We start from the raw sequence: 20,431 nt of genomic DNA on the forward strand, positions 1-20,431 counted from the left end.
CCGTCGTCGGGCCCTAGCGGGTCGCGGGCAATCGCAATGTCACAGTTGTGCCTGACCCAAGCGAGCTCTCAACGTCGACAGTCCCCCCTGATTCCTCGACAAAACGTTTCACCATCGGCAAACCAACGCCGCCCAAACCCTCGCCTTTCGTCGTGAAGAAGAGGTCAAACGCGCGCACCATGGTCTCGCTGGTCATTCCAACTCCGTGATCTTCGACGCAAACATCCACCTGGTTGGAATTCTCCGACACCGAGGCATCCACCGAGATCAAGCCACCACCAGGCATTGCATCGCGTGCATTGAACAGAAGGTTGAGAACTGCATTTTGCAACCCGGCCCGATCGCACCGCACCAAAGGTAGGTCTGGGGGGACCCGAACCTCGAGATGGATGTTCTCATCCCACGCACTTCGAACGATGGATTCAATGTCCGCCAAACAAATACCCACGTTCGCATGCGCTATCTCCCCCCGGTTCTCTCCGGCCGTTCTGATGGTCTGCCTGACCAGGCAGCCAGCCCGTTCCAGAGCGGCTTTGGCGCCAGCAAGTACAAATCCCGCTCCCGGAGCCGTTGCTATATTCGGGTCTCGCCCCAGATGGTTCAACGCAGATGAGGCGACCTGAATAAGATTCCCCAGGTCATGTACGATGCCGGCGGTTGAAATCTGCAGGGCGAGACGACCTTGTGGAATGTCCGCTCGGCCGGCAAATATGTTCTCGTCTATCTCTGGACCTGACATTCCATTCCTCCGTTTGCTCGGTCGACGGTTCTCGCGTACGAAGCGCACATACCATCGCGACCCGTTACGGTTGAGGGCAGTCTAACTGGATGCCAGAAGCACTCTTCTCGGGAATAAGGTTCAAAGGGCTCCGGCACACAATCCGGCACCGACTGCAACGCAGATCACCCCAGCAATACGATTGACAGGACCTGGCGTCACGCGTTGCAAAGTGAGCCCGAAACCGATGCCGACCGCATGCAACATCGCGGTGGCCAGTGCAAACCCCGCGACGTATTCCAGCCCATTCGCGCTAGGGGCCACCTCGGCTCCGTGAGCGTATCCATGCAGCAGCGCAAAAAAACCGATGATCGCGGCCCCGGCCCATACCGGCGGATCGACCGCCAATGCCACCATAAGCCCTAGCACGACGACCGAAGCCAGAATGCCGGGCTCTACAAAGGGCAAGGCAATCCGTGCCAAGCCGAGCACGCCGCCGACCAACATGACTGTCACGAAAGTCAACGGCCACACCCAGAGAGCGCGCCTCCCTTTGACCGCAGCCCACAGGCCGACCGCCACCATGGCAGTAATGTGGTCGAGGCCACTTAGCGGGTGAGCGACGCCCGCTGCAAAGGAAACCGCCGAACCGATGCTTGGATGCGCCGAAGCCGGCACGATGAAGGTTAAGGTTAGAGCTATCCAGGTCGCGATCAATCTCATCGTAGTCTCCTCTGTTCAACAGTGTTGGGGAAATGCGGCTGCTCGCAGAAAGCGGCGATCGGCCGTCACGCGATATGGCTGCCCTCATTCGGGAGCATCATGCGGCGGCCCTAAATAGGGGAACTCAGCAAGCAGATCGCTATGTGCCCCAACCCCGTCTCCGGCCAACTTGCCGTTCGTAAGGATGGCCATAAAGGCATCTGCGGCATCGTCCGTCAGCGTCCTTCCATTCTCCGGAAAGGAGGCAGGCCGTCTCGGGTCATAAGGCATGATATCTGGCAGCAATGTCCTTGCCACACGCTCGGCCTCATCCGGTTGATATCCACCCGTGTGCTCAAGCGCGTGTGCGAACGTTGCGACAAACCGAGCGTCATCTGCAGGTTCGCCGGCGAGATAAGCCTCTTTCTGCTCACCGGGAAGGAAGACCGCCTGCTGCGGGCGCGCACCCCGTTCGACCTGCACCCAACCCTTGCCTTGCTTGTCCAGCGTCCGTGCCCACAGGCCAACCGGCTTAGGCCCCAACGTCGAGTTGGGCACTTCCAGCACGATGCTGCAGACGTTTTTGTCCGAGAAGAAATCAGCGCCGGTGAAATGCAGATCATCTATGGCACCCAAGGTGTCAAAGAAAAATGCTTCGCTGCGCCACCCCGCGAAAAAGCGATAGTCGCCGACCTCGGCTACCTGCGCATCCCGACCTATCGACACTGGAGCCCCCAGAAAGACAACCTCTCCACCGTCGTCTGTCTCAGCGGCCAGTGCGCCCTCAACGCGCCGTACCGTGGCGATCTGCATCGCTCCTGGTAAGGACGAAAAGCGTACTCGATACGCGATATCGGCGACCGCATCGCCATTGGTGTCAATCTTGATCTCGTAAAGGCCGTCAGGCGAGAACGGTTCACTAATGGTAAGCTCCGGATCGATCACCGTAGAGGACGGATGGACATTCATGATCAGGATCGACTTCTTCACGTCCCCTGGTTTCGGAAAGGCATAAAGATCGGTGAGATCCAGGCGCGCGTCTGCCCTAGGGAACCCGAAGTTGGGGCCTGAATAATGATGTGACATCGTCATATGCTCCTTAGAGGTAAACCAACCGACCCGCCCCAAAACCCGGCGTGCTGAGCACTAACTGATCCAAGACAAGTACCCGCACCAATTCCGACCGGCAGCGTTCAACTGTTCAAGTACTGACAGCGGCCATGGCCGAAATATATTGAACGATGGTATTTCCGATACTTTGGTGCCGATCGCATCGATGCCTCCGCGATGCTAGTTTCCGTTGGCCAGCGCTGAAACCCCTGAGCATCCATCAGTGAGGGTCGCTGAGTGAAGCAGCTGGCAGTGGCTGGCGGAAAGGACGGAGTGATGGCTCGCTTACTGTCGGTCAATGTGGGCTTGCCGCGTGGCATTCCATGGCAAGGGAAGACTGTCGACACCGCAGTCTGGAAAACATCAGTTCAAGGCCCACGCCAGGTACGCCGGCTCAACATCGATGGCGATAGGCAAGGAGACGCGGCGGGACACGGCGGCGAGCAGCGGGCGGTTTTAGTCTATCAATCGGAAGCCTATAACTTTTGGCAAAGCGAGCTAGGCCGCAAAGACTTTACCTACGGACAGTTTGGGGAAAACTTCACGGTCGATGGACTACCGGATGATGAGGTCTGTATCGGCGATCGTTACCGGATCGGAAGCGCCTTGTTCGAAGTGACGCAACCGCGCGTCACTTGCTACCGAGTCGGTATTCGCATGAACGAGCCGCAAATGGCAGCGCTGCTGGTTGCGCGCGGGAGGCCTGGCTTCTATCTGCGCGTCCTGGAAGAAGGCCAGGTCGAGGCTGGAGATGAGATAGTCCAGGTTGGGATAGGCCCCGAGCACATGACAGTGTCAGAGGTCAACGCACTGCTATACTTGCCGGGTCATCCTCGCGGCCAGCTGGAACGGGCGCTGCGAATTCCGGCTCTGAGCCCTGGCTGGCGGGGATCCTTCCAGGCGCTGCTCTCGCAGAACGAAAGTGGCGGCGAGACAACTGGAAATGCCGGGCTTGATCCCGCGTCCGGACCGCCTGCTGCGTGGGCGGGATTTCGGCCGCTGCGTGTGGTGCACAAGATCCGCGAGAGCAGCAGTGTGACGTCGCTGGTGTTAGAGCCGTTTGAGGAGTCTCGCCTTACCGCGGCTCGTCCAGGACAGTTCGTCGTGCTGCGCCTACGGGTGATGCCCGATGCTCCGGCGCTGATGCGCAGCTATTCTTTGTCGAGTGAGCCTGGTGAACGCCACTACCGAATAAGCGTAAAGCGGGAACCGCATGGTTTGGCGAGTGGCTACATTAACGACCGGGTCGAGATCGGCGACGTGCTGGACGTTAGCGCACCGCGCGGTAACTTCGTTCTTCGACCCAACGATGCGCCAGTCGTCCTGCTGAGTGCCGGCGTGGGCGCGACTCCGGTCATCGCAATGCTCCACGCATTGGCGGCCAAAGCGGCGACACGGGAAGTCTGGTGGCTTCACGGAGCCCGTTGTGGCCGTGAGCACCCTTTTGCCCAAGAGACTCGGAACCTGCTCGAAACCCTGGTCCACGGTCACAGCCATATAAGCTACAGCTCGCCGGATCGCGAGGACAGGTTAGGTGTCGATTACGATGCTGATGGACATTTGGACATAGAGGTGCTGCGAGGGCTGCACGTGCCACGCAATGCTGACTTCTATATCTGCGGGCCATCGGCCTTTATGGGCGACTTGAGCGCAGGGCTTGCGGCCTGGGGTGTCGTCGCGGACCGAATCCACACGGAACTGTTCGGCCCAGGTCCATCGAACACCCCTGGCATTGCTGCCACTCCGAGCCGCCAGCCGCATTTACCTGCCGAACCTTCCAGTGCGGGTCCAGTCGTTTCGTTCGCAAGAAGCGGCTTGACCGTCCATTGGGGCCCGGCGTTCCAGAGCCTGCTTGAACTTGCTGAGGCGTGCGACGTCCCGACGCGATGGTCGTGCCGCACTGGTGTCTGTCACAGTTGCGAAACAGGGCTTGTGGCTGGAACTGTCACATACCAACCCGAACCAATCGATCCACCCGCGAGGGGCACTATATTGATCTGCTGCTGCCAGCCCAAGGCCGACGTCGTTCTAGATCTCTGATCTGGCAAGATCTGGCACCTTGACGGTGCATGCAGCATTCGATTTCAACACTCGGCAGTTACGTAGCCGCAGCGACGTCAATCACTGCTTCCGCGAAAGCCTGCGGCGCTTCCTGAGGTAGATTGTGACCTATGCCGCCGGTGATCAGACGATGAGAGTATCTCCCCGCGAACATCTTCGCATACGCGCCCGCTTCCAAATGAGGGGCACCATTGGCGTCACCTTCCAGCGTGATCGTGGGGACGGTGATGACCGGCGCCTGCGCGAGCCGCTTCTCCAGGTCCTCATACCGAGGCTCGCCTTCGGCCAGACCGAGACGCCAGCGGTAGTTATGGATCACGACCGCCACGTGATCAGGATTGTCAAAGGCGGCCGCGCTACGCTCAAAAGTGGCATCGTCGAAGTTCCAGCGGGGCGAAGCGAGACGCCAGATCAGCTTCGCGAAGTCACGCGTGTACTTCTCATAGCCCGCGCGACCACGATCGGTTGCAAAATAGTACTGGTACCACCATTGCAATTCCGCGCTTGGCGGCAATGGCTGCTTGCCTGCCTGCTGATTGCCAATCAGGTAACCGCTCACTGAAACCATGGCCTTGCAACGCTGAGGCCAGAGTGCAGCGACTATGTTGGCTGTTCGGGCGCCCCAGTCGCAGCCAGCGATCGTGGCCCGTTCGATCCTTAGAGCATCCATCAGTGCGATGACGTCCGCGGCGACCGCCGACTGCTGCCCGTTGCGCATCGTCTTGCCGGCGAGGAAGCGAGTCGTGCCGTAGCCGCGCAGATACGGCACGATCACGCGGTAGCCCTTCGAGGCCAGGAGGGGCGCGACGTCGCCGTAAGTATGTATGTCGTAAGGCCAGCCATGCAGCAGCACCACGACCTCGCCGGTGGCGGGGCCGGTCTCGGCGTATCCGATACTGAGCAATCCGGCGTCAATCTGCTTCAGCGAACCGGATGGCTGGCGACCCGCTTTGCCGACAACGTTTCTTCCCTGAGTGTTCACGGACGGACCCGCCTGCGCCGGCTTGTCTGTTCCCAACTCAAAGGCGGAGATAGCCACCAGCGCGGTGCCGAGTAAGCGGCGGCGATCGTGATCAATCTGTTGTGACGCACAGTCCATTTTCGGTCTCCTCGACTGGGAAGTGATCCATTGGTTCTTTGCTCGATTTCAAAGGTGCCGCGCGGAAACCCAAATGCGCGGCCGGGTGGAGGGGCGACCCGGCCGCGCTACTGGGCGGAGGCGATGGGGGAGAATCGCCTCGCTCGCCTCAGATTGAACGGCGCAGCGGCCTAAACGCTTCTCTGAGTTCAGCACAAAAGATTTGAGGCTCCTCCCAAGCCGCGAAATGGCCACCCCTATCCACTTCATTCCAGTGAATGAGATTACCGAAGCTTTTCTCGGCCCAACTCCGCGGTGCGCGGTAAATCTCAGCCGGGTACACTGTGACCGCAACGGGAACTTTCGGGATGTGGAAGGCATCGAAGGGCCCACCGCCAGCTTGCGCACCCTCCCAGTACGACCGCGACGAAGATGTCCCGGTATTGGTGAACCAGTAGAAAGAGATGGCATCGAGCATCTCGTCATATGTAAAGACTGTCTCGGGTCTTCCGTCGCTATCGGTCCACTCCGCGAACTTGTCGTAGAAATACGCGGCCATGGCGACCGGTGAATCGGAGAGAGCATAACCGATGGTCTGCGGACTCTGATTCATCATCGCCGCATAACCAAAACCGTCGCGGTAGAAGTGCAGTAGCCGATCGTATGCAGCCTTCTCGCTGTCCGAAAGTTCCACAGGGGCTGGGTCGAAATTGCGGAGGTGCCGAAGAACGTTGGGCGGTACAGTCCCGGGCATATTGATATGGATGCCAAGAAGGCCTTTCGGAGCTTGAACCGCGAGCAGTTCCGAGATGATCGCGCCCCAGTCGCCTCCCTGAGAGACGTATTGCGGGTATTCCAACCGGATCATCAGCTCATGGAACGCACTGGCCATATGGGCAGGGCTCCAACCGGTCGTCGTCGGCTTGCCAGAAAAGCCATAGCCGGGCATCGTTGGAAGCACGAGGTGGAAGGCATCGTCCGCCCGCCCCCCATGCGCCGTCGGATTGGTGAGCGGGCCTATCACCTTCAAAAGTTCGATAATGGACCCTGGCCAGCCATGTGTCATAAGCAGGGGCATCGCACCTTCGTGCGGCGAACGGATATGCGCAAATTGGATATCCAGTCCGTCCACGCTGGTGATGAACTGCGGCAACTTGTTGAGCTTCGTCTCCACCTTGCGCCAATTGTACCGGGTGCCCCAGTACTCAACCAGCGGCTGGAGCTTCGCGAGCTGAACCCCCTGAGAGCGGTCATCGACGGTCTCCCGGTCAGGCCAGCGCGTTGCCTTGATGCGAGCGCGAAGATCTGCAAACGCCCACGTCTGAACATGGATGTTAAAGGGCCGGATGGATTGGTCTCCGACCGCCGCGCGTAGAGCCCCAGGTAACAGGCTAGCGGCCCCAACCGCCGCCCCCGCGACAACCATATCGCGCCGCGTAGGCAAAAGCGATAATGCCGACATTACTTCCTCCTCGGTCAATCCGATCCATGCGGACACGAGTTTGAGGATCTATATCCGCACCCCTTGAATCCATTGCACGATGGTATCGGCAATACTTTCTGGTTAGTGAGAAGCAGGCAGCCGAGGCTCATGTTCCTTATCGGCTTGCACAGCGCTTCGCGCGATGCACAGGCAAGGACGGTATCCTGGATCCTCGGAGAGGCTCTGCCGACCGCCGCGGTGTTGACGTGAATCGCGGTGGGGAAGCGATTTCAGACCGGAGCGAGAGCGGCCAATCGCGACGAATCCTCTCCCCGGCATCCGCCAAGCGCACCTTGGATCAGAATTTCCGTGCCGACTTATTCCAAAGTATCGACGATACCATCGAACAATAGATCCAATCTTATCCTCGAATAGATAAATGGACGACCGGTTATGCCCCGGCGGTTTTTAAATCCCGGTGGTTTGAAGCCGTAAATATATGGTCATGGCGGTCGTCATTGTGGCGATTGCCTCATCGAGGAGAAGGAACTCGCTATGAACACTAAAGCCAAATGTCTCGCCACAGCATTTGCACTCTCGGCACTCGGGGGAAGCGCATTTGCCGGCGCGCTTGATATCATCGACCCGATCAACCAGCAGTCGTCTCTTTATACCAGCTCCATCAAGGTTCCGACCCACACGGATCCCATTATGAGAAGCAGGTTCAGGGCAGCCCTTGAAACCCTTCCGATGGGGAAGCGCAAGGCAATGATAAGAGAATGCCAGGACGCGGGCATGACCAAGCCTTACGCGGAATTCTGTGCGGATCTGAATGCTCTTGGTCACGGGCACTGAATCCTGCCCGAGCAGAACAGTGGCGGGCTAGGGGCCTGCCACTTCTTGCTCCAGATTCAGTTAAATGGGTTTGTCGCCGTTGGGTTGGATTGACTGCCTGGCGGCGGGGTGTGCTTGCTCAGGATCATGACGAGGGGTACGGGATATTTTCGGCACCAAAGTATTCGCGATACATAAGGACAATAAGCGAGTTATGAATTTAACGGCAGGTCATTCTTGCGAAACATTATTCCAAATAGGAGATTTGTTATGCTTCTCTTCCGCTCCGGTCTTTCGAGGGCAGCGGTGAACGCCGGTTCCCTCCTGGTTACAGTTGGGCTCGGCTTGGCACCAATGGGAGGCGCCCGCGCCGAGACCTTGCCAGGACAGCCTGGCGCCCCTTACCAGAGTATGCCGTCGTTGGCGCCGATTGGCACGCGCGTCGACCACTACCTTCCGATTCCCAAGGAGGACGTAACCCCGGCCATCGACCCGAGGAAGGGATACCGGAACCAAAAGCTGGGCCGTGGGCTCTATATGGTCACCGACAACGGCTACCAGTCGATGTTCCTGGTGTACGAAACAGGTGTCGTTGTGATCGACGCTCCCCCGGGATACTCGGCTCACATACGCCAAGCTATCGCAGAGGTGACGGATCAGCCAATCACCCATGTCGTCTACAGCCATGCGCACGTAGATCATATTGGCGGCGTGAACGACCTCGGCGGGCATCCAATTGTCATCGCCCAGGAAGAGACCCTGCGACTGCTCGAACGAGCGAAGGATCCCAGGCGCACCCTGCCGACCGTCACCTTCAAGGATCACTATACCTTGAAGGTCGGTAGTCAGATTCTTGAGCTGAGCTATCCCGGCAGCAGCCCTCATGAACCGGGAAATATCTTCATCTATGCTCCAGAACAGAAGGTGCTGATGGTGGTCGACGTGATCTTCCCCGGTTGGATGCCTTGGCGCCGGTTCGCACTTGCCAAGGACATTCCCGGCTATTTCGACCAGGTGGCGTACATCGACACCTTGCCGTTCGAAACGCTCGTTGGCGGTCATGTCAATCGCGTGGGCACTCATTCCGATGTTCGTACCCAGCTCGAATTCATGAACGACCTGAAGGCAGCTGCCGCTGCTGCCCTCAAGTCAACGCCGCCCGGCGAAGAGATGGAAGCCGAGGACAAGGCCAACCTCTGGGCCGTCTATGACAACTATATCGATCGCGTCGTTGTGAAATGCGTCAACGCCGTCACGCCCAAATGGCAGTCCCGACTTGCCGGTTACGACGTGTTCATCTGGGACCAGTGCTACGCGATGGAGCAGAGCCTTCGCATCGACTGAAGACTTGGCAGTCCGAGGGCTCGCACGGGTCGTCGTCGTGTGACGGCCCCGCCGAGAGGTAGCGCGAGTTGTGGTCCAAGCGATTTGCCGCAGTAGCAGACCAACACCGCGACGGTCGGCAATACTCGGACATGACCAAACCAATTCGCAAGATTGACCAGCCCCGCATGCTGGAGATTGGATCGTTGAGATGCTCCGAGTTGAAAGCCTTGAAGAACCCACGCAACCGGCGTTGAGGAGTGGTGACGAATCACAACCGGCGGCGTCTCCCGCATTCGGCCCCGTAGCTTCGCCTGGATCAACGCGGGCGCCGATAAGCCGGGCCCGGAGGGTCGCTATTCTAGTGGTGGCGACTGTGACGATATCGCTGTCGGTAGCCTGGGCCTGGCAATGGTATTCTCAGGGCCGTTCCGAAGAAACAACCGACAACGCTTATGTGCGTGGTGATATAACGAGCATCGCGCCAAAGCTCTCCGGCTATGTGGTGGAAGTCGCGGTTAGAGACAACGCTGACGTTCGCAAAGGGAGCTTGCTGTTTCGCATCGACGACAGTGACTACCGGGCGAAACTCGACGAAGCCATTGCCACACTGTCCACGCGACAGGCCGAGATCGCAAACATTGCAGCAACGCAGAAACTGCAAGATGCCTTGATCGAACAGGCGGCGGCACAGGAGCGCTCGGTCTCAGCGGATTTGCTGTTGGCCAGAGCCAATCTTGACCGCTACACCGCTCTGCGAAAGAGCGGGACGGCCAGCGAACAAAAACTCCAGGATGCGCAGACCGGGTTCGCAAAAGCCGAGGCGGCGGACAAAGGCGCGGCGGCCAATACTCTGGCGCAGAGGCTGAAGCTTGGCGTGCTCGACGCCCAGCTCGCCGGCGCCCAAGCAGCGATGGCTCAGGCGAAAGCGTTTGTCAGCCTGGCCAGGATGGATCTCGCCAACACCCTCGTCCAGTCGCCAATCGACGGTGTCATCGGCAATCGGCAAGTTCGCGTCGGGCGGTACGTCACTCCCGGCACCCCGGCGATGGACATCGTTCCGGTACAGGATGTGTGGGTTGTCGCTAATTTCAAAGAGACCCAGCTTGATCGAATGGAGATCGGACAGGCCGTCCACGTGGCCATCGACGAATACCCTGATGTTCAGATTGATGGTGTCGTCGACAGCTTCGCCCCGGGTAGCGGGGCTGCCTTCAGCGTGCTGCCGCCGGACAATGCGACCGGTAACTTCATCCGCGTCGTCCAGCGCGTTCCGGTCAAGATAAGACTTACACACAATCCGTTGCCTGGTCGGCTGGTTCCTGGACTTTCAGCCCGCATTGCCGTCCGGGTGGGTAGCCAAACCGATCCCGTGACCAGCACTTCGAACCCGACTGGTGATCTTGCGGAAAATCGGCCCGGTACGGCACAATGAGCCCTCAGATCGAACCGCGACCGGTACCGACCAAGCCCGAGGTGCTCGGAACCGCGTTGGTCTTGACCGGAATTGTACTGACTGCCGTCATGGATTCCATCGCCAGCACGGCGCTCTCAATTGGACGCCTGGATATGCTGGGCGACATACATGCCACCACCGACGAATTCGCGACCTTCGATATCGCATTTCTCGCGGCCAAGCTGACTGGCTTTTTGGTCGCGCCGCTGTTTGTTGCGGCGCTGAAGCCTACGCCCTGTTTACGCGCCGGCACGGTCGCGCTTCTCTTGGCGTCGGCCGCAATGATCTCTTCCGCCGATATAGCCTGGATTGACTTCTGCCGCATCGTTCAGGGTTTTGCCGGCGCGACCGTGCTCGTGGCGGGCCAGACGCTGCTCTTCTTGCGCTTCCCGAGCCGTCAGCAACCGATTTTGCAAGCTCTTTTGGCCCTTGGCTCGGTAATGGCCCCGACGACAGTGACGCCAGCGCTGCAAGGTTGGCTTGTCGACCACCTGTCGTGGGACTGGATATTCCTGAGCAACGTGCCGGTGGGCATTGTCGCCCTGGTCATGCTGGCGGCGGATCGCGGACAAGCGTTCCGCGACAAAATCCGGATCCCCTACATCCAGATCGCGCTGGTTGGGATCGCCGCGGCATCCTTGACCTACGTGTCGCAGCAAGGCAGCAGGTTTGATTGGTTTGACGACGGGCACGTCACCCTTCTCACCCTGAGCGGCCTGCTGGCGATCATCCTCCTGCTACTATGGGAACTCGGATTTGCACCGGATCGTCTGATACCCACGTCACCTTTGGGTGATCCCGACTTTCGCTTCGCCCTTGTCGTCAGTCTGGTGGCTGGATTTGCCTTGTCCGGCAGCGCCTTTCTCATCCCGGCCTTTGCGTTGAACGTTCTCGCCTTCACGGCTACGGATGCTGGAACACTGCTGCTGCCAAGTGGAGTCATTTTGGGCTGCACACTGCTGGTTGCGGGAGTCGGCATACAAAAAAGCGGAATCAATCCGCTTGCCCTGGCTCCTGCCGGTGTCGTGTTTTTCGCCACGGCAATGTGGTTCCTGTCGGGTTCGACAACCGACAGCGGCGTTGCGGATCTGGAGTTTCCACTGCTCTTGCGTGGCTTTGGACTGGGGCTCTTGTTTGTAAGCCTGACGCTGTTTGCCTTCATGCGGCTTCCCGCCAAGGCGCTGCCATTCGGCATCGGGCTTTTCGATCTTGGCAAGCAGGTTGGTGGGCTGGCCGGTACCGGTCTCCTGCAAACTTATCTCGATCGACAACTTGCCTATAACAGGACAATCCTGGCATCGCATCTGGCCACTGGCGATGTTGCCCTCGAACAGCGTCTGAAGGCAGTGGCGGACCAACTTGGGGCCAGGGGCCTCGACGGTGTTGTCACTGGTAAAGCCGCGCTGTCGGTTCTGCGGCAGGCTGTCGACAGACAAGCCATCACCATTTCCTTCGATGAAGCCTTCCTGGCAATCGTGCTATTGTTCTTGGTCGCAGCGCCTTGCTTGATCCTATCCAGGAGGCTGCTTGGCCGTCGATCCGCTGTCCATGTAAGTACATCGGGGGTTTAGGCCGCTGACAAATGTCGGTGAAACAAAGCTCTTGAGCATGGCTGAGTTTTCGCACCGGTAGCAGCCGGAAAGGTGCAATCTTTGCCATTCTCGCCGCACTCCCGGCTGGCGGCCGATCCGGCCAAAACGACGAAAGCGAATTCAAATGCCGGGTTTCATGGTTGGAGTAACCCCGATTGGGTCCACCGGAACGACCGAACGGCCGGGCGCCTCGAGGGCAGAGAGTTCCGTTGTTGCTGGTTATGCTCCGCTCGAGAGCGTGTTCTGCGGACTACAGCACCCAGTCAGCAAAGGAGTTAAACCTCTCAGCCAAGAAATCGACGGACTCCGATCGGCTCAAAGACCATTACGAGAGTTTGAAACAAGCTGGGAGATCTATCCTCGACAGATGGCGAAAGTTCAGTCCACTGAACTCAGGACTCGTCCTGCGGCGTTCCCATTGCCGCCTGAGCTTCCTGAGCCTTGGCCGGGCCGCGGAGAACCTTCGCTACCAGTACGGCAACAATCGTGCCGCCGACTGGACCCACGACATAGACCCACCACGTGGACAGATCGCCACGCGCCAGGTCGGGTCCGAAAGCACGGGCCGGGTTCATCGCCGCTCCTTCGTAAGGCCCTCCCAGGGTCCCAAGCGACATCACGTAAGCACCCACGGCAACGGGGACAAACTGGCCATTAAGCTTCGGGCCGTTTGCCATCGAAATCACCATCAAAACCATGCCGAATGTAAGGATCGCCTCGAAGAACACCGCCTGGATGAATTGTTCAGGTTGCGGGACCGTGGCTGCGAGATTGCCTTCGATGCCGAAGAATGAGCGTGCAAGAAATGATCCAGCCCCGGCGGCAAGTAGCTGCACAACGACGTAGGCGGCGCACATCGGCCAACCTATATCGCCGCGCAAGGCAAACGCAAATGTCATGGCAGGATTAAAGTGCGAACTGATATCGCCGAGAAAATAGATCGCCACGACCAGCCAGAGTGCAGAAATCGCCGACAGGATGAAGGCGGCGATGATGGGCTCAACCTGTATTCCGCCATACAGCACGAGAATGGCGCCGCCGGCCGACAATACGAAAGTCAATCCTGCCGTACCGATAAATTCAGACAGCAGGCGTCGGAACCGATGCTTGGGACTTTTCCAGTTAGCGTTGAACCGAGGCTGGCCAATCTGCAGCGCGAGTGCCGCCTCGCCAGATACCACAGGGGGGATACTCATGGGGACTCCTGGAAATCCTAGATTAAAGCTGATGACTCCCTTGCCGAGGCCGGCAACAAGCGCTGACGGCTCGCGCATGGCGAACTGACGCGATCCCTAGACACGGGTCGCGACGTAAGGTTTGACCATTTTCTCTGGGTCGACCACGTGGTCGAACACTGCTTCGGAAACTAAGCCAAGCTTCAGCGCAGCCGCCTTGAGCGTGACATCGTTGTCCATCGAGTAATGTGCAATCTTCGAAGCCTGATCGTAACCGATAACAGGGGAGAGCGCGGTCACCAGCATCAGGGACTCGCTCACATACTGGGCGATCTTCTTCTTATTGGGCTGCGTACCCTCGACCAAGAACGTACGGAAATTCGTGCAACTGTCCGCCATAATTGTGATCGAATGGGCGATGTTATGGATGATCAGGGGCTTGTAGACGTTCATCTCAAGATAACCGCTGGCCCCTCCGAACCCGACCGCGACGTCATTGGCCATCACCTGCACGGCCACCATGGTGAGTGCTTCGGCCTGGGTGGGGTTCACCTTGCCGGGCATGATGGAGGAGCCCGGCTCGTTCGCGGGTATTATGAGTTCGGCGAAGCCAGCTCGTGGTCCGCACGACATCAGACGGACGTCGTTGCCGATCTTGTACAAAGAGGTTGCCAGCGTGCGCATCGTGCCAGAAAACTGCACGAGCGCATCGTGCGCGCCCTGAATGGCGAACTTGTTGGGCGCGGTTACAAACGGAAGCTCGGTTAGCTTCGCGATTTCAGCCGCCGCGGCTTCTGCGAAACCTGGTGCGGAATTGATTCCCGTGCCTACCGCCGTCCCGCCAAGGGCAAGGCGATAGACCCCGCCCAGCGAAGCCTCGAGCCGATCAAGGTCGTCGGCCAGCATCCCGGCATATCCCGACCATTCCTGACCGAGAGTCAGCGGTGTCGCATCCTGCATGTGGGTACGGCCGATCTTGACGATATCCTTCCATTCCTCCGACTTGGAAAGAATGGCTTCGTGAAGACGGTCGACCGCCGGGATCAGACGCTGCTTTGCATTGGTCGCCGTTGCGATGTACATCGCGGAGGGAAATGAATCATTCGACGACTGCGCCATATTGACATGGTCATTCGGATGGACTGGCGTCTTGCTCCCAAGGGCTGTCCCGACGAGCTGGCAGCACCGGTTGGAAATCACTTCATTGACGTTCATATTGAACTGGGTGCCGCTGCCCGTCATCCAGACATGAAGCGGGAACATGTCTTGATGCTGTCCGTCAAGAATCTCCTCACAGGCCTGCACGATCAGTCGATGGATCTGATCATTGAGCCGCCCGCCCGTATGGTTTGCATTGGCAGCACCTTTCTTCAACACGGCATAGGCCGCGATCATTTCGCGTGGGATCAAATCCTTCCCTATGGAAAAATGATCGAGAGACCTTTGCGTCTGGGCTCCCCAGAGTTTGTCGGCTGGAACATCTACCTCGCCCAGACTGTCGGTCTCTTTGCGCATTTGGGTCATGGCCGCTCCTCCTCATAACGCATGAGGTTGTTCCATCGAATTCCGGCTTCGAACACTATTCCCTATACCTGGCTGTGTACTGCTCCAGGTTCTTCTCGAGGTCGCCGGGCTGCTGCAAACCTTCATCAACAAGCACCTTCACACGCGCCTGCGCTGCAGGTCGTTGCACGGAAGTGATAAATGCGTCCCAGCCCGGCTGCATTTCCGAATCCGGAGGCAAACTAGCCTGATTGATAAGCCTCTTGGTGTCAGCGATCGCCTGCCCATCGAACGAAGCGATGCGCTTCGCCAAGGCGTCGACAAATCCGTCCAATTCTGAATCGGGCAGCGCCCGGTTCACATAGCCGTAGCGCTCGGCAAGTTCGCCATCAAAACCCTCGGCACCTATCAACATCTCCATAGCGCGGCCGCGACCTATCAAACGAGGCAACCGAGCCATCGGACCGCCGCCTGGGACGAAGCCGGCGCCGACTTCAAATTGCGACAGAACCGCCTTCTCCCGACTTGCAAAACGCATGTCCGCCGCCAGCGCAAGCTCACTACCGATACCACTCGCCCGTCCACGAATTGAAACAATCGTCACTGCCCTCAGGCGGCTGAGGCGCACCATGATGTCGGGCACAGGATGCATGCCCGTTGGCCCCGGTTTCATGCCACTGGAATCCTTAAGGGGACTCAAAAGGTCGTAATGAGCGATGAAATAGTCTGGAACCGCGCTGTCAAACACCACAACCTTGACCCTCTCATCCGCTTCGATCTGGCCAACAATTTTTGCAAGCTCGCGCACTTCGGAGGGACCAACGATATTAAGCGGCGGATTGTTGAAAGTGACTTCCCAGTAGGCCTCACTCTTGCGTGTCAGGCGGATCTTCTCCGTCGTTGTGCTCAATGTCGCTGCAAGCGGTGCGCTAGCAGTACTGGGCACCTTTGATTCCTGTCCGAAGACGTGCGCAGACCCTTGCAGGACTGCGACAACAGAAAACAGCAACGCCGACTTTTGGAGTTTATAATGTTTCATAGCCACCTTGACCTCGTTAAACGCTTAAATCCGCACCATTCCTCATAGTCAAACCCCAGCGAAAAACCGCCGATCATGGCGCTTTCCCACTTTAATCCCATACATTCTTCTAAATATACTTGTAGTTCGCTTCGCGCACCCCAATAAGTGCACGAGGATTGCCAGCAAGGCGATAGTACGATGGTGTCGTCAATACCTTGGGATTGTTGGGGCTTCCCACCGCGCGTTGGCGTTTGAATTGATACGCCGGGCGCGGAGAAAAGCCTCTACTAGGCGATGCCGAGCCGGGCCGCCATGTTCACCAGTTCAGCCAGCGATCGGGCTTGCATCTTGCGCATAGCCTGACCACGATGCGCCTTGACCGTGATTTCGCTGATACCAAGCTCAAAGCCGACCTGTTTGTTCAACAGACCCGAGACGACCAGCGCCATAACCTCTTGCTCGCGACGGCTGAGCGACGCGTGGCGATCCCTGAGGGCCTGCAACTCAGAATCCAATGCGAGTGCGGTCTTGCTTCTTTCGAGTCCCAGCTTGATGGCATCCAATAGTTCTTCGTCGTTGAATGGTTTGGTCAGAAACTCGACGGCTCCAGCCTTCATCGCCTTAACCGTCATAGGTACGTCGCCGTAGCCGGTTATGAAAATAATGGGCATATCGGCACGCTCATTGGCCACGAGCCCCTGCAGGTCGAGCCCACTCAGATCGGGAAGATTGACATCCAGGATCAGACAACTCGGAATCAGTGCCCGGGGGCGATTGAGGAATTCCTTTGCTGAACCGAACGCCTCCGAGCGCCACCCCGAGGAGCCGATGAGCAACTCCAGCGATTCGCGTACCGAAACGTCGTCGTCCACAATGAACACGACGGATGTGTCGCCCGACATCGCTCCACTGCCCAGATCAGCCGTTAAATCCGTATACATGGCAAATTATCCTCCTAGACCGGCATTAACAATCCACCACTTTCAAACCTTGCAGAGCGCCAGATGAAGAGCCTCCTGAAGGGCCCGATCACTGAATGGCTTGGACAAGCACTCAACCGCACCCTGTTCGATGAGACGACGCCGCATCGTGCTGCTCCTCTGCGCGGTTATGTAGACGATCGGTATCTCCTGCCCGCGACGCGTTAGTTCCACTTGAAGTTCTGGGCCTGTCATGACGGGCATGGTCACATCGAGAACCAGGCACTTGGTCTCCTGGATGTCATCAGACGCCAGAAACTCCGTTGCCGAAGCAAATGTGTCCACGCTGAAGCCCAGCTCCTTGAGCAAACCTGGTAGGGACTCGCGCACCGATTTGTCATCGTCAACCAATGAGACCAGTGCACCCGCGGGCTTCATCTCGCTCCCACTGATTTTCGAACATCGCCGACCGCAGACGCCGTACTCACACTTACATTTTGCGCTGACGATCGCTCGCTGGAGTATCCGGGCACGGAAAACGTGAACGTCACCCCCGGACCATCATTCGCTGCTGCCCATAGGCGCCCGCAGTGGCTCTCGATAATCGAACGGCTAACGGACAAACCCATCCCCATGCCGTCATTCTTGGTGGTGTAGAAAGGCTCAAAGAGCCGCTCTGGACTGTCTGGGCCGAAACCTGTGCCGGTATCCTGTACAGATAAGCGCACATGATCATCTGCATCCGGCTCGGTCTTGATTATCAACTGCCTGGGGCGATCCTCGACCCCGTTCATGGCGTCCGCCGCGTTGCGCAGCAGGTTCATGATCACCTGCTGAAGCTGGACACGATCGCCTGCAACGAGCGGCAGCCCCTCGGCAAGTTCGGGCTGAAGAACCACGCGACTGCTCTGGAGGTCACCCGACGACAAGGCGATCACCTCTCTTGCCGCCTCGTTCAAATCCACCGGCTGAACGGTAGGAGCTCGCTTGCTGAAAAGGGCGCGCAATCGCGTTATCACATCTGCGGCTAGATTGCCGTCGCGTATGGTGCGGCGGGCGGTTTCGCGCGCCCCGTCGATATTTGGAGGATCGGCCGCCAACATGCGGAGGCAGGTGCTGGCGTTGGTAATGATCCCCGACAACGGCTGACTGACCTCATGGGCTATCGAGGCTGTCAATGCTCCGAGGCTCGAGACCCTGGTTACATGGGCGAGTTCAGACCGCGCCTTACCAAGCGCTTCTTCCGCCTGCCGCCGCTCCGTCACGTCCTGAACCGCAGTGAGGCATTCCATCCGGTCATCCTGATGACGAATGACCCGGCCAAAGGTGCGTAGATATTTGACCCTGTTATCTGGCATTCGTAACCGGATCTCATAGCCCAGATAGCTTTGGCCGGCGCGAACCCGAGCCATCTGGGCAGACAGTGACTGGAGGTCGTCCGCATGGATTCGCTCACGAATCAGCTCAAGCGTTACCGGGGATTTCGGATTGAGTTCGAAGATATGATAGAGTTCCTCGGAAAAGGCGATTTCGTCGGTGTCCACGCGCCATGAGAACGCGCCGGTGGAACTTAAGCGTTGGCCTTCCGAGAGCAACGTTTCGCTCCGGCTGAGCGCGGCTTCTGTGAGAGAACGTTCGATTGCGATGCTGGCGATCTGTGTGGCGTGCGCAATGAGATCCTGATGGTGCTGCGAAGGGCTCGCGGGCTTCCGTCTTATGATGCAAAAAGTGGCGAGCACCCGCCCTTCTCTGGAACAAATCGGCGTGCTCCACACCGACCTGTACCCGTGCTTCAGCACATGTAACCGCACCGGCGAGCTGTGCCAGCGCGGATCAGATTCCATGTCCACCGCGACCACCTGCGTTTTTTGATACGCCGCTATACCACAAGGCAACAGATCACCATCGACGGGCATGCCGGCAATCGGGGCGCTGTAGTCGGACGGCAAAGAAGGAGCCACGGCATATTCGAATGTCGAGCTGCTCCAATTGATCAGGTGGACATCACAGAAGCAGTCGGGGGCAGCGTTTTCGACAAAAATGCACAACGCGCTTAGAACGTCCCGAAGCAAACTGCCCGACGCGATCATCTCTAGCAGATGCTTTTCACTGGCGAGAAAAGCTTCCGCCTGCTTCCGATCCTCAATATCGTGACTGATACCGTACCAGCGGATCACCTTCCCCGCTTTGTCATGGACCGGCACGCGACGGGCAATGTGCCAGCGATATGTCCCATCAACAGCACGCACACGGTACTCATGCTCGAACGGCTCCCCGGTCGCGACACATGCACGCCATTTGCTCTCTTCAAGTTCGATGTCATCTGGGTGGATTGTACTTCTCCAGCCACCACCCGCCAAATCGTCCGTTGAGAGACCTGTAAATTCACGTCCACGCTCGTTGATAAAAATACGCGTACCGTCGGCTGCGAAAGCACCTGCCAGCGCCGGAATGCCGTCGATCGTTCGTTGAAGTTCACGTTCGGCTTCAACTGCTTTTTCCTCGGCGCGCTTGCGTTCATCGATGTCGACGTTCACCCCGTACCATTTCGCCACATCGCCGTGTTCATCTCGCGTCGGATTGGCGCGGAGCAGAAACCACCGATAACTTCCGTCAGATCGACGTAACCGAGCTTCAGCCTCTCCTCCTTCACCAGAAGTCAAAAACGTCTTCCACGCAGTGAGCAGCCCAGTCACGTCGTCAGGGTGGATCGCAGCCGTCCAGCCCCAACCTTGCCCCTGCTCCGCCGAAAGACCAGCGTAGTCGAGATAGTGCTGGCTCAGAAACTCGGTATAGCCGTCCGGGCGAGTCGACCAAGCCAGGGCTGGAATCGTATCGATAATCAGCTTCAGATCGTGCTGGCTTGCCGCGAGGGCTTCCTCGCTTCTGCGCAGTGCTTCTTCCGTCCGGCGCCGGTCCTCGACTTCCTGCGTCAACGTTTGATTGGCCGCGACGAGATCACCTGTTCGTTCCGTCACGCGCCCGTCAAGTTCCTTCGCCAGTCGCTTCTGTTCGCCCAGTTGATAAGCCCCCTGGAGCGCAACGACCGCCTGGTTTGCAGCAACTTTTAAGAGAAGCCCATCTGTCTGGTTCGGAAAGTCTGACCTCTGCGCCCCTGTGACCACGACTCCGACTTCGCCTTGCAGGCCTAGTAGCGCCAACCCGGCGAAGAATTCGACGCCTTCGATGCGGATTTGCCCGCTCGGCGGCCATTTCGATATGGCTTCGCCAAACATCTGATAAAGGGCTCGCCCAATTTCCTGAGGCTTCACTTGCACCATCGAATGAGCGAACCGCGCGATCTCGATCGGCCATTCGGCGTTCGGGTCAAACAGACGTACATAAATGAAATCAACCGGCAACATGGCAACCAGCACGTCAAGCAAGGTGCCGGCGATCTGGGGGGGATTTGCACCGGACCAAATCGCGGGAAGAGCAAGCAGGCTCACCAAATCATTCATGGAGCGCTTGAGCCGTTGAATCTCCTCGCCGAGGGGCTCTATCGCCGATTCCAT

At 58.3% G+C, this 20,431-nt stretch carries 16 protein-coding genes; 5 read left to right on the forward strand and 11 right to left on the reverse strand.

Annotation, left to right across the window (positions count from 1 at the left end; translation table 11 throughout):
- Positions 1-13: 13 nt before the first annotated feature.
- The 3 genes from ACVWWD_RS27985 to ACVWWD_RS27995 form a co-directional block, all read right to left on the reverse strand.
- On the reverse strand, positions 14-739 hold the full coding sequence (locus ACVWWD_RS27985) for a sensor histidine kinase (RefSeq protein WP_023774388.1): 726 nt from the start codon (positions 737-739) through the stop codon (positions 14-16).
- Between the two features lie 120 nt (positions 740-859).
- Positions 860-1,441 carry a HupE/UreJ family protein gene (locus ACVWWD_RS27990; protein ID WP_023774389.1) on the reverse strand — a complete coding sequence of 194 codons (582 nt, stop codon included), beginning with the start codon at positions 1,439-1,441 and terminating at the stop codon, positions 860-862.
- Positions 1,442-1,525: 84 nt separating this feature from the next.
- Complete coding sequence (locus ACVWWD_RS27995) at positions 1,526-2,506, reverse strand: DUF4331 family protein (protein WP_352565822.1); 981 nt, start codon at positions 2,504-2,506, stop codon at positions 1,526-1,528.
- Positions 2,507-2,806: 300 nt separating this feature from the next.
- Between ACVWWD_RS27995 and ACVWWD_RS28000 the strand changes: the two genes are divergently transcribed.
- On the forward strand, positions 2,807-4,570 hold the full coding sequence (locus ACVWWD_RS28000) for an MOSC domain-containing protein (RefSeq protein ID WP_457103650.1): 1,764 nt from the start codon (positions 2,807-2,809) through the stop codon (positions 4,568-4,570).
- Positions 4,571-4,628: 58 nt separating this feature from the next.
- Here the strand turns inward: ACVWWD_RS28000 and ACVWWD_RS28005 are convergent, their stop codons facing one another.
- Together ACVWWD_RS28005 and ACVWWD_RS28010 are read right to left on the reverse strand one after the other, a co-directional pair.
- Complete coding sequence (locus ACVWWD_RS28005) at positions 4,629-5,690, reverse strand: alpha/beta fold hydrolase (protein WP_023774392.1); 1,062 nt, start codon at positions 5,688-5,690, stop codon at positions 4,629-4,631.
- 148 nt (positions 5,691-5,838) lie between these two features.
- Entirely contained in the window at positions 5,839-7,131 is a 1,293-nt protein-coding gene (locus ACVWWD_RS28010; protein WP_352565824.1) for an epoxide hydrolase family protein, read from the reverse strand.
- A gap of 516 nt (positions 7,132-7,647) precedes the next feature.
- Here ACVWWD_RS28010 and ACVWWD_RS28015 point away from each other — a divergent pair.
- From ACVWWD_RS28015 to ACVWWD_RS28030, 4 genes are all read left to right on the forward strand, one after another.
- The gene (locus tag ACVWWD_RS28015) at positions 7,648-7,947 is read left to right on the forward strand and encodes a hypothetical protein (RefSeq protein WP_023774394.1); all 300 of its coding nucleotides are present in this window, start codon (positions 7,648-7,650) and stop codon (positions 7,945-7,947) included.
- Positions 7,948-8,196: 249 nt separating this feature from the next.
- Complete coding sequence (locus ACVWWD_RS28020) at positions 8,197-9,270, forward strand: MBL fold metallo-hydrolase (protein WP_031248346.1); 1,074 nt, start codon at positions 8,197-8,199, stop codon at positions 9,268-9,270.
- Positions 9,271-9,583: 313 nt separating this feature from the next.
- On the forward strand, positions 9,584-10,684 hold the full coding sequence (locus tag ACVWWD_RS28025; RefSeq protein WP_435053058.1) for an efflux RND transporter periplasmic adaptor subunit: 1,101 nt from the start codon (positions 9,584-9,586) through the stop codon (positions 10,682-10,684).
- The gene (locus ACVWWD_RS28030) at positions 10,681-12,276 is read left to right on the forward strand and encodes an MFS transporter (RefSeq protein WP_023774397.1); all 1,596 of its coding nucleotides are present in this window, start codon (positions 10,681-10,683) and stop codon (positions 12,274-12,276) included. Before ACVWWD_RS28025 ends, ACVWWD_RS28030 begins: the two co-directional genes overlap by 4 nt.
- A gap of 413 nt (positions 12,277-12,689) precedes the next feature.
- Here ACVWWD_RS28030 and ACVWWD_RS28035 read toward each other — a convergent pair whose 3' ends face one another.
- The 6 genes from ACVWWD_RS28035 to ACVWWD_RS28060 all read right to left on the reverse strand — a co-directional run bounded on the left by ACVWWD_RS28035 (position 12,690) and on the right by ACVWWD_RS28060 (position 20,431).
- Positions 12,690-13,493, reverse strand: a complete 804-nt coding sequence (locus ACVWWD_RS28035; RefSeq protein ID WP_198019245.1) for an MIP/aquaporin family protein — start codon at positions 13,491-13,493, stop codon at positions 12,690-12,692.
- A 96-nt stretch (positions 13,494-13,589) separates the two neighbouring features.
- The gene (gene fumC / locus ACVWWD_RS28040; RefSeq protein ID WP_031248352.1) at positions 13,590-14,996 is read right to left on the reverse strand and encodes a class II fumarate hydratase; all 1,407 of its coding nucleotides are present in this window, start codon (positions 14,994-14,996) and stop codon (positions 13,590-13,592) included.
- Positions 14,997-15,051: 55 nt separating this feature from the next.
- A complete protein-coding gene (locus tag ACVWWD_RS28045; protein WP_352565830.1) occupies positions 15,052-16,014 on the reverse strand; it encodes an enoyl-CoA hydratase/isomerase family protein in 963 nt (320 codons plus the stop codon).
- Between the two features lie 269 nt (positions 16,015-16,283).
- Positions 16,284-16,937 (reverse strand): response regulator transcription factor, encoded by a 654-nt coding sequence (locus ACVWWD_RS28050; RefSeq protein WP_352565832.1) that lies wholly within the window; start codon positions 16,935-16,937, stop codon positions 16,284-16,286.
- Positions 16,938-16,979: 42 nt separating this feature from the next.
- Positions 16,980-17,354, reverse strand: a complete 375-nt coding sequence (locus ACVWWD_RS28055; protein ID WP_023774402.1) for a response regulator — start codon at positions 17,352-17,354, stop codon at positions 16,980-16,982.
- On the reverse strand, positions 17,351-20,431 hold the full coding sequence (locus tag ACVWWD_RS28060; protein WP_352565835.1) for a PAS domain-containing protein: 3,081 nt from the start codon (positions 20,429-20,431) through the stop codon (positions 17,351-17,353). The genes ACVWWD_RS28055 and ACVWWD_RS28060 overlap by 4 nt, the downstream gene beginning before the upstream one ends.

Source organism: Mesorhizobium sp. URHB0026 (assembly GCF_054059755.1).

What these genes read in the sequence shown, in the direction of transcription:
- ACVWWD_RS27985 (WP_023774388.1), bottom strand. Translation starts at nt 739, where the DNA reads ATGTCAGGTCCAGAGATAGACGAGAACATATTTGCCGGCCGAGCGGAC.
- ACVWWD_RS28055 (WP_023774402.1), bottom strand. Translation starts at nt 17,354, where the DNA reads ATGAAGCCCGCGGGTGCACTGGTCTCATTGGTTGACGATGACAAATCG.
- ACVWWD_RS28030 (WP_023774397.1), top strand. Translation starts at nt 10,681, where the DNA reads ATGAGCCCTCAGATCGAACCGCGACCGGTACCGACCAAGCCCGAGGTG.
- ACVWWD_RS27995 (WP_352565822.1), bottom strand. Translation starts at nt 2,506, where the DNA reads ATGTCACATCATTATTCAGGCCCCAACTTCGGGTTCCCTAGGGCAGAC.
- ACVWWD_RS28000 (WP_457103650.1), top strand. Translation starts at nt 2,807, where the DNA reads ATGGCTCGCTTACTGTCGGTCAATGTGGGCTTGCCGCGTGGCATTCCA.
- ACVWWD_RS28045 (WP_352565830.1), bottom strand. Translation starts at nt 16,014, where the DNA reads ATGAAACATTATAAACTCCAAAAGTCGGCGTTGCTGTTTTCTGTTGTC.
- ACVWWD_RS28015 (WP_023774394.1), top strand. Translation starts at nt 7,648, where the DNA reads ATGAACACTAAAGCCAAATGTCTCGCCACAGCATTTGCACTCTCGGCA.
- ACVWWD_RS28020 (WP_031248346.1), top strand. Translation starts at nt 8,197, where the DNA reads ATGCTTCTCTTCCGCTCCGGTCTTTCGAGGGCAGCGGTGAACGCCGGT.
- ACVWWD_RS28060 (WP_352565835.1), bottom strand. Translation starts at nt 20,431, where the DNA reads ATGGAATCGGCGATAGAGCCCCTCGGCGAGGAGATTCAACGGCTCAAG.
- ACVWWD_RS28035 (WP_198019245.1), bottom strand. Translation starts at nt 13,493, where the DNA reads ATGAGTATCCCCCCTGTGGTATCTGGCGAGGCGGCACTCGCGCTGCAG.
- fumC (WP_031248352.1), bottom strand. Translation starts at nt 14,996, where the DNA reads ATGACCCAAATGCGCAAAGAGACCGACAGTCTGGGCGAGGTAGATGTT.
- ACVWWD_RS28005 (WP_023774392.1), bottom strand. Translation starts at nt 5,690, where the DNA reads ATGGACTGTGCGTCACAACAGATTGATCACGATCGCCGCCGCTTACTC.
- ACVWWD_RS27990 (WP_023774389.1), bottom strand. Translation starts at nt 1,441, where the DNA reads ATGAGATTGATCGCGACCTGGATAGCTCTAACCTTAACCTTCATCGTG.
- ACVWWD_RS28050 (WP_352565832.1), bottom strand. Translation starts at nt 16,937, where the DNA reads ATGTATACGGATTTAACGGCTGATCTGGGCAGTGGAGCGATGTCGGGC.
- ACVWWD_RS28010 (WP_352565824.1), bottom strand. Translation starts at nt 7,131, where the DNA reads ATGTCGGCATTATCGCTTTTGCCTACGCGGCGCGATATGGTTGTCGCG.